Genomic DNA, 8,327 nt, shown 5'->3' on the forward strand with positions numbered 1-8,327 from the left:
GGCCACCGGGCCCATTGGGCCGCCGGGCCCGCGCCGGAGGCGCCGCCGCCGCGCGGGTCCGCCGCGCCGTGGGCTCTCTCCCGCCCGGGATGCGGGAGGATGGGCGCATGCCGAACCGTCTCGCGGACGCGACCTCGCCGTACCTGCTGCAGCATGCCGAGAACCCGGTCGACTGGTGGCCGTGGGGCCCCGAGGCGTTCGAGGAGGCGCGCCGGCGCGGGGTGCCGGTGCTGCTGTCCGTCGGGTACGCCGCCTGTCACTGGTGCCACGTGATGGCGCACGAGAGCTTCGAGGACGCCGGGCTCGCCGGATACCTGAACGAGCGGTTCGTCGCGGTCAAGGTGGACCGGGAGGAGCGGCCCGACGTCGACGCCGTGTACATGGAGGCCGTGCAGGCGGCGACCGGGCAGGGCGGCTGGCCGATGACGGTGTTCCTCACGCCGGAGAAGGAGCCGTTCTACTTCGGGACGTACTTCCCGCCCCAGCCCCGGCACGGGATGCCGTCCTTCCGCCAGGTGCTGGAGGGCGTGGACGCCGCCTGGCGGGACCGGCGGCAGGAGGTCGGCGAGGTCGCCGGACGGATCCGGGCCGACCTGGCCGATCGGGCCGCCGTCTACTCGGCCGGCGCCCACCACCCGCCCGGCGAGGCGGACCTGCACCAGGCCCTGGTCGCCCTCAGCCGGGAGTTCGACCAGCAGCGCGGCGGCTTCGGCGGGGCGCCCAAGTTCCCCCCGGCGATGGTGATCGAGTTCCTGCTGCGCCACCACGCCCGGACCGGCTCCGAGGCGGCCCTGGAGATGGCCGCGCGCACCGCCGAGGCGATGGCCCGCGGCGGCATCCACGACCAGCTCGGCGGCGGCTTCGCCCGGTACTCGGTGGACGCCGGCTGGGTGGTGCCGCACTTCGAGAAGATGCTCTACGACAACGCCCTGCTGCTGCGCGTCTACCTGCACCTGTGGCGGGCCACCGGCTCCGGGCTCGCCCGGCGGGTCGCGCTGTCCACCGCGGACTTCCTGCTGCGTGAACTCCGCACGCCCGAGGGGGCGTTCGCCTCCGCACTGGACGCCGACAGCCTGGACGAGGAGACCGGCGGCACCGCCGAGGGTGCCTACTACGTTTGGGAGCCGGGCCAGTTGGTCGACCTGCTCGGCCCGGCCGACGCGGCCACCGCCGCCCGGCTGTTCACCGTCACTGCCGACGGCACCTTCGAGCACGGCACCTCGGTGCTCCAACTCCTCGCCGAGCCAGAGGACTTCGCCGAGTACGAGAGCCTCCGCGCCCGGCTGTTCGAGGCGCGTGCGGCCCGGCCCGCCCCCGCCCGGGACGACAAGGTGGTCGCCGCCTGGAACGGCCTCGCCATCGCCGCGCTCGCCGAGACCGGCGCCCTGCTGGACCGGCCCGACCTGGTCGACGCCGCCGAGCGCGCCGCCGACCTGCTGCTCGCCGTCCACCTCACCTCCGACGGGCGGCTGCTACGCACGTCCCGGGACGGCCGGGCGGGCGGCAACGCGGGCGTCCTGGAGGACTACGCCGACACCGCCGAGGGCTTCCTCGCGCTGTACGCCGTCACCGGCGAGGCCTCCTGGCTGGAACTGGCCGGAGGGCTGCTCGACACCGTGCTCAAGCACTTCACCGACGAGGCCTCCGGCGCGCTGTACGACACCGCCGACGACGCCGAGGAGCTCATCCGCCGACCGCAGGACCCGACCGACAACGCCACCCCCTCGGGCTGGACGGCGGCCGCCGGAGCCCTGCTGACGTACGCCGCGTACACCGGCTCCGACCGGCACCGCACGGCCGCCGAGCGCGCCCTCGGCATCGTCGGCGCGCTGGCCGGGCGGGCCCCCCGGTTCATCGGCTGGGGTCTGGCCGTCGCCGAGGCGCTGGTGGACGGGCCGCGCGAGGTCGCCGTCGTCGGCCCCGCCGGGGACCCGGCCACCGCCGCGCTGCGGCGGGCCGCCCTGCTGGGGACGGCGCCCGGGGCCGTCGTCGCGGTCGGGGAGCCGGGCGACAGCGAGGTGCCGCTGCTGGCCGACCGGCCGCTGGTCGACGGGGCGCCCGCCGCGTACGTGTGCCGGCACTTCGCCTGCGACGCGCCGACCACGGACCCGGCGGCGCTCGGCGAGCGGCTCGGGGTGGCGGTGGAGTAGGCGGGGCAGGAAGGGCGGGAGCAGGAGGACGGGGGGCAGGAAGGGCGGGGAGCAGGAAGGTCGGGGCAGGAAGGGTCCGGAGCAGGACGGCGCGGCAGGCCGGGTGAGGAGGGCCGGGCGGCCGAAAATGGCTGGCGGGGGCCGGTCGGTCGGGGTGAGCATGGTGCATGACGTGGACCCTCAGCACCTCGCTCAGTGACTTCCGCGAGCGGACCGCCGACCTGTTCGCCGCCCGCCCGGCCGAGAACACCGTTCTGATCACCATCGCCCACCAGCTCGCCGAAGCGGGACTCGACGCCTTCGGGGACCGCCCGCCGGTCTTCGGGTGGTGGCGCGGCGAGGAGGGCGGCCCCGTCGAGGGCGCCTTCCTCCAGACGCCGCCCTTCCCGCCCAGGCTCTCCGCCATGCCGCCCGCCGCGGCCGCCGACCTGGCGGTGCGACTGGCCGCCGCCGGCAGCGGTTTCACCGAGGTGACCGGGGTCGGCGGCGGAGCCGAGGCGGCCCACGCCTTCGGTGCGGCCTGGACGGCGGCCACCGGGACCACGCAGTCCGTCCAGGTCCATGAACGGCTCTACCGCCTGGCCGAGTTGACCGGGCCGCCGCGGCCCCCGGCCGGACGCCACCGGCTCGCCGGGCCGGCCGACCGCGAGTTGGCGATCCGCTGGTACCACGGGTTCCTGGCCGAGGCCCGCGTCCGGCACCCCGACGTGCCGCAGGCCGTCGACCGCAAGATCGCGCACGGCGGCCTCCACCTCTGGGAGGACGGCGGACACCCCGTCTCCCTGGCCGGAACCAGCCCCGTCATCGCCGGGATGTCCCGCATCGGCCCCGTCTACACGCCCGTCGAACACCGCGGGCGCGGCTACGCCAGCGCCGTCACGTCCGCCGCCGGCGCGCACGTGCTCGGGCTGGGGGCGGAGGAGGTGCTGCTCTACACGGACCTGTCCAACCCGACCAGCAACTCCATCTACCAGCAGATCGGGTACCGGCCGGTGGAGGACGCGGTGGTCCTGGACTTCTCGCCGCGGTAGGCGGGGCACGCGGCCGCGGTCAGAGGGGCGCCCCGGCCGCCTGCCCCGCCTGCCCGGTCTGCCCGGACGCCGCCGCCTCCCGGGAAGCCTCGGGCGCCCCCGTGCCGAGGACGGCGGTGCCGGCCGCGGCCGGCGGCGGCAGGCGGTCGGCGTCCAGGTAGGCCCGCGCGCACGTGAGGAGGTTGCCGCCGGCGGACTCCATGTCGGCCGCGAGGCCGTCCAGCACCGTCCTCCACGCAGCGCCGCACCTCTGCAGCGCCGCCGCGCTCCGCCACCCCGGCAGGCCCCCGGCCGCCCTGCCGCTGGGCTCCGCCAGCTTCGCCGTCTCCTCCGGGACCTTCCCCGCGACCGCCACGGCGTTGGTCCCGGCGGCGGTCAACTCGCCGGGCCTGACGGTGAATCCGGGATCCTGCCCCACTCGTCCCCCTCGCCTCCGGGTCAGCCGCGAGCGCTATGGTAGCGGCGGGTGACGGAACGGACGCGGAGCGCACGGAGTTGGGGATGGACCTCGCGAGCCTGGGGAACGCCGAACCGGCGAACCTCTACGCGGCAGCGGACGCCTACGACGCGCTGGCCGAGGCGATGTCACAGCACTCCACGGACTGGAGGAGCGGGACCGCCGACCGGATCCGCGGATCCGGATGGAGCGGCCCGGCGGCCGCCGCCGCGAGCCCGGTGCTGGACGGCGTCACCGGCAGGATCCGCGCCGCGGCGGCCGAACTCGCCCTCATCGGCAAGGGGATCCGCGACTGCGCCGACGCCGTGACGCTGGCCCGGAGCCGACTCGCCCAGGCGCTGTGCGACGCGCAGGCCGAGGGGTTCCTGGTCGGCGACACCGGCGCGGTGAGATGGCTCCCGTCGGACAACCCGTTCCAGGCCGCCGACCTGGAGGCCAGGCGGAGGGCGGCCGCCGAGGAGATCGGCCGGCGGATCGGCAGGGCGCTGGTCGACGCGGCCGACGCCGACACCAGCCTGGCCGCCGCGCTCGACACGTTCGCGACGCGCGCCGAGGACGGGTCGGGCCTGGACGAGAGGACGGCTGCCGCCGACGGGCACCCGGACCGGTCCGGTGGTGCTCCCGAACCGATGTGGCGGCGGAACGCGCCCGGCGAGGACGCCACCCCGGCGGAGGTCAACGCCTGGTGGAGCAGCCTCGGACCGCAGGGCCGGCACTGGTTCCTGAGCCACCACCCGGAGGTGCTCGGCAACCTCGACGGCGTCCCGGCGGAGGTGCGGGACACGGCGAACCGCGCGTACCTCCGGACCCTGCTGGAGGGCGTCAGGAAGAAGAAGCCGGAGGAGCTGGACGCCGGCGACAAGGCGGTCCTCGCCCGCTACGGGCCCATCGAGGCGCGCCTCGCCCGGCACGAGGGGGAGCCGCCGATCCACCTGCTCGGGCTCCGCAGCGAGGGCCGCGGTCGGGCGATCCTCTCCTTCGGGAACCCGGACACCGCCACCCACATCTCCGCCTACGTGCCGGGCATCACCTCCACCGTGGCCGGCCTCGGACCGGGACCGAACGACGGGACCAACGAGGCGGAGAACGCGCTGAACCTCTACCGCGCCGCGAGCGGCAGGGTTCCGGCCGGCTGCTCCGTCGCGTCGGTCGTGTGGCTCGGCTACGACGCGCCGGGGATGGACCTCGGCGCCGCGTCGACGAGCGCGGGCAAGGCGGGCGCCCCGGCGTACGCGAGGTTCCTGAGCGGCGTACGGGCGAGCCACGAGGGCGACCGGCCTCCGCACATCACCGCGGTGGGACACAGCTACGGCTCCTACCTGGTGGGCCGGGCCGTCGAGCTGTCCACCCGCCCGGGCACCCACCACACGCCCCCGGACGACGTCGTCTTCATCGGCAGTGCGGGCGTCGGCGCGGGCAGGGCCGCGGACCTCGGGCTGCCGCCCGGCCGCGTCTGGGTCGGCGCCGCCGACAACGACCTCGTGACGCACGCCCCGTCGAAGTTCGGCATCGACCCGGACGAGCGCTGGTACGGGCGGGACCCGTCCAGCAAGCGCTTCGGCGCGAACCGCTTCACCGTCGACGACTGGAGCCGCGGCAATCCTGTCGACGCGCACACCAAGTACCTGAACGGACGCGGTGGGCCGTCGCTGGACAACATCGCGGCCGTCGTCACCGGCAGCGGGGGCGTCAAGCTGCGCGGCCACCGGGGATGAGGCGGAGTCGCCGAGGTTGTGGCCGGGCCACCGGGAACGAGGCGGAATCGCCGAGGGCGTCCCGGTCGCGGTGCGCGGGCGGCACTCGATCGCCGAGCACCCCGTCCCGTCACTCCCGCCGTCACTCCCAGTCCCACCGGATCCCCAGGATGCACGGCCGCACCGCCGTCGCCACCAGGTGGACGCAGCGGTGCCCGTCGAGGGTCAGTTCCTCCGTCTCGTACGGGGCTTCGCCCGGGGAGTGCAGGGCGATGCGGTGGCAGCGGACGGGCAGCGCGGCGGGGTGGAAGGTGATCTGGAGGACGTACTGGCCGGCGCCGGAGTTGAAGCCGCGGACGTACTCGCAGCTGGGTTCGGGGGAGGGGGCGTCGTCGAAGCCGTAGCCGAGGAGGTGGGTGTCGCCGGCGCGCAGGCGGCGGTCGAGGAGGAGTTCGGCGGCGAGCAGGTGGTGGGTGTGGTCGCGGCGGATGCGGCCGGGGCGGCAGTTCTCCTCGGCGCGGACGCCGACCCGGGTGATGTCGCTGCCGGGGTCGCCCTGGTAGAGGGCGAGGTAGCGGTCGATGCCGTCGCGGTGGGCGCGCAGGGCGTGTTGGGAGTCGCGGCGGGTGAGTTGGCGGTCGGGGCCGACCCGGATCCGTTCGATGTGGGTGATGGTGTGCAGGCCGGTGTCGCGCGGGCCGGCGAGGGTGGCGAGCAGGTCGTCGACGGCGGTGGGCGGTGAGATCAGGTCGCGGTAGGGGCGGACGGGTGGTCCGACGGCGACGGCGGCGGCACGGCGGGGGCCGAGCAGCCGGGTCAGGGAGTGTTCGGGCAGGTCGAGGACTTCCTCCAGGGCGGCGACGGCGCGCAGCGACTCGGGGCGCTCCGGTCGGCGGCGTCCTTGCTGCCAGTAGCTGAGGCTGGTGACCCCGACGTGGACGCCGCGCAGGGCGAGGTGGCGGCGGATGCGGTGCAGGGCGAGGCCGCGGGCGGTGATCGCGGTGCGCAGGGCGAGGTGGAACGGGCCGGTGCGCAGGGCGGCGGCGAGGTCGGCGGGGTCGCTCCGGTGGATGACGGCCTCCTGGACGGCGGGTCCGGGTTTTGACCGTGAATATTCACATCCGTGCGCCGGTTTGTCACCGGTCCGGGCAGGTGGCGCCGTGCTTTCCCGGCTGTCGTTCACAGTCCGGCCGTTCCGTTCACACCTGAACTCAGCCCGCTGCGAAGCCCGTTGACCTGTCTCCGGCAACGGCGCGATGCTCGGGGCGCGATCCGGACCGCGCCCCCCACAGCAGTTCGCAACGCTCGTGCAAGGAGGCATTCCCCCATGCCAGTTCCACGGATACGACTGCGTCGCGCGGTCTCCCTGCTCGCCCTGGGCGTGCTGGGCCCGGCGCTGAGCGCCGCAGCGTCCACCCCCGCGGTCGCCGCCCCCACGGCGGACCGGGCCCCGGCCCAGGTCCGTCCGGCGGCCGCGCCCGGCAGTACGGCCGATCTGGCCGGCACGTACAAGAAGCTCAACATCACCATGCAGCAGCAACAGCAGACCAACTGGTGCTGGGCGGCGAGCGGCAACACCATCGCCACCTGGTTCGGCTACAACTACAGCCAGAACCAGTTCTGCAACGCCGCCTTCGGCCGCGCGACCAACTCCAGCTGCCCCAACAGCCAGGCCTCGCTGGCCGATGTGCAGAACGGCCTCGACTGGGTGGGCATCAACCCGGGCTCGTACGTCACCGGCTACCTGCGCTACAGCACGGTGCAGTCCGAGGTGGACGCGAACCGGCCGATCGAGACGCGCATCCAGTGGAGTTCCGGCGGCGGGCACATGCACGTCGTGTACGGCTACGACACCGGCAGCAACTGGGTCTACTGGGGCGACCCGTGGCCGTCCAACTACCGCTACAACTGGGCGGACTACTGGTACTACGTGAACAACGACACGTTCTCGTGGACCCACTCCCTGTACCGGATCGGCGCGTGAGGGCGATCATGACCGAGTCGAACAAGGCCCGTCGGGCCGCCGTCACCGCCCTGCTCGCCGCCGGCCTCGCGCTGGCGATCGCCCCGACCGCGCAGGCCGACGCCCCGAGCGGCAGCGCGGCCGGCACCACCGCCGGCGCCCCCGTGCCGGTACCCGCCGCCGACCTGGCCCGGGCCCGCGGCGCCGTCCAGGACCCGTCGGTGCTCGACAAGGTGGGCCACTTCTTCGCCCGCAAGGGCGTCCCGCCGACCCAGCAACTGACCATCGGCGCCGCGGAGGAGGCGAAGGCGGCGAGCGCCTCGGCTCCACGGCTGGCCGGGGACACCGTGCCGGTCTACACCCTGGACGCCGGCTTCGTGGCCGGCACCCCGGGCGCGCCGGTGGCGAAGGCCGCGTTCACGGCGAGCAAGGTGGTCGCGGCGGACGGGCAGACCGCCTCGGTCTGGACGGTCCGGCAGGGCGACACCTGGCGGGTGGTCAACATCGCCTCCGGCGGCGACGAGAGCGACTACGCGGCGAAGGCGGCGGATGCCGGCGGCGGCACCGCGTTCCGGGAGCCGCAGATCAACGCCTGGTACGTGCTGCGCGACGGCCGGGTGCTGCCGCTGGACGAGGAGGCGCGACGCTCGGTGGGCGCGGGCGGGGTGTCGCTGGCCGCGTACCAGCAGCTGGTGCACCAGCGGTACGGGGACAAGCTGCCGGGGTCGGCGTACGACCGGGCGGGCGAGGGCGGCGGCTACCAGGTGGACGCCGCGCCGGCCCGGGGCTCGGCGGGCACCGGCTCCGAGCTGCCGGCCGTGACGGCGGCCGCGGCCCTGGGCGTCACCGCGCTGGCGGGCGCGGGCGTCGTCCTGCGGCGCCGGCGGGGCACCCGCTGACGGCGGGCGGGGGGGGGCGGGGGCCGCGCGGGGCCGCCGCCGGGGGGGGGCCCGCCCCCCGCGGCCCCCCCCGCCGGCGGGCCCCCCCCCACGCCGCCGCGCGCCCGCCACAGCCCCCCGAAGGACGGCAGCA

7 protein-coding genes are annotated in these 8,327 nt (G+C 75.6%); 5 read left to right on the forward strand and 2 right to left on the reverse strand.

Translation table 11 applies throughout. The annotated features are described in order from the left end of the window. The first annotated feature begins 107 nt into the window (after nt 1-107). Together ABT247_RS29205 and ABT247_RS29210 are read left to right on the forward strand one after the other, a co-directional pair. Nucleotides 108-2,150: a thioredoxin domain-containing protein gene (locus tag ABT247_RS29205; protein WP_350748316.1), complete on the forward strand. Its 2,043-nt coding sequence runs from the start codon at nt 108-110 to the stop codon at nt 2,148-2,150. 167 nt (nt 2,151-2,317) lie between these two features. Beyond that, complete coding sequence (locus tag ABT247_RS29210; RefSeq protein ID WP_350748319.1) at nt 2,318-3,181, forward strand: GNAT family N-acetyltransferase; 864 nt, start codon at nt 2,318-2,320, stop codon at nt 3,179-3,181. Nucleotides 3,182-3,200: 19 nt separating this feature from the next. Here ABT247_RS29210 and ABT247_RS29215 read toward each other — a convergent pair whose 3' ends face one another. Beyond that, nucleotides 3,201-3,599: a hypothetical protein gene (locus tag ABT247_RS29215; RefSeq protein ID WP_350748322.1), complete on the reverse strand. Its 399-nt coding sequence runs from the start codon at nt 3,597-3,599 to the stop codon at nt 3,201-3,203. An 83-nt stretch (nt 3,600-3,682) separates the two neighbouring features. On the opposite strand from ABT247_RS29215, the gene ABT247_RS29220 reads away from it, so the two are divergent. Further along, the gene (locus tag ABT247_RS29220; protein ID WP_350748325.1) at nt 3,683-5,353 is read left to right on the forward strand and encodes an alpha/beta hydrolase; all 1,671 of its coding nucleotides are present in this window, start codon (nt 3,683-3,685) and stop codon (nt 5,351-5,353) included. 121 nt (nt 5,354-5,474) lie between these two features. Here ABT247_RS29220 and ABT247_RS29225 read toward each other — a convergent pair whose 3' ends face one another. Then, nucleotides 5,475-6,404, reverse strand: coding sequence for a hypothetical protein (locus ABT247_RS29225; RefSeq protein ID WP_350748332.1), 930 nt, complete (start codon nt 6,402-6,404; stop codon nt 5,475-5,477). A 255-nt stretch (nt 6,405-6,659) separates the two neighbouring features. Between ABT247_RS29225 and ABT247_RS29230 the strand changes: the two genes are divergently transcribed. Both ABT247_RS29230 and ABT247_RS29235 read left to right on the forward strand, forming a co-directional pair. Next, nucleotides 6,660-7,316: a papain-like cysteine protease family protein gene (locus ABT247_RS29230; RefSeq protein WP_350748327.1), complete on the forward strand. Its 657-nt coding sequence runs from the start codon at nt 6,660-6,662 to the stop codon at nt 7,314-7,316. A gap of 8 nt (nt 7,317-7,324) precedes the next feature. After that, nucleotides 7,325-8,194, forward strand: coding sequence for a hypothetical protein (locus ABT247_RS29235; RefSeq protein ID WP_350748330.1), 870 nt, complete (start codon nt 7,325-7,327; stop codon nt 8,192-8,194). Nucleotides 8,195-8,327: the final 133 nt, after the last annotated feature.

The organism is Kitasatospora sp. NPDC001539, from assembly GCF_040298565.1.
Lineage (GTDB): Bacteria > Actinomycetota > Actinomycetes > Streptomycetales > Streptomycetaceae > Kitasatospora.

What these genes read in the sequence shown, in the direction of transcription:
- ABT247_RS29220 (WP_350748325.1), top strand. Translation starts at nt 3,683, where the DNA reads ATGGACCTCGCGAGCCTGGGGAACGCCGAACCGGCGAACCTCTACGCG.
- ABT247_RS29210 (WP_350748319.1), top strand. Translation starts at nt 2,318, where the DNA reads ATGACGTGGACCCTCAGCACCTCGCTCAGTGACTTCCGCGAGCGGACC.
- ABT247_RS29205 (WP_350748316.1), top strand. Translation starts at nt 108, where the DNA reads ATGCCGAACCGTCTCGCGGACGCGACCTCGCCGTACCTGCTGCAGCAT.
- ABT247_RS29235 (WP_350748330.1), top strand. Translation starts at nt 7,325, where the DNA reads ATGACCGAGTCGAACAAGGCCCGTCGGGCCGCCGTCACCGCCCTGCTC.
- ABT247_RS29230 (WP_350748327.1), top strand. Translation starts at nt 6,660, where the DNA reads ATGCCAGTTCCACGGATACGACTGCGTCGCGCGGTCTCCCTGCTCGCC.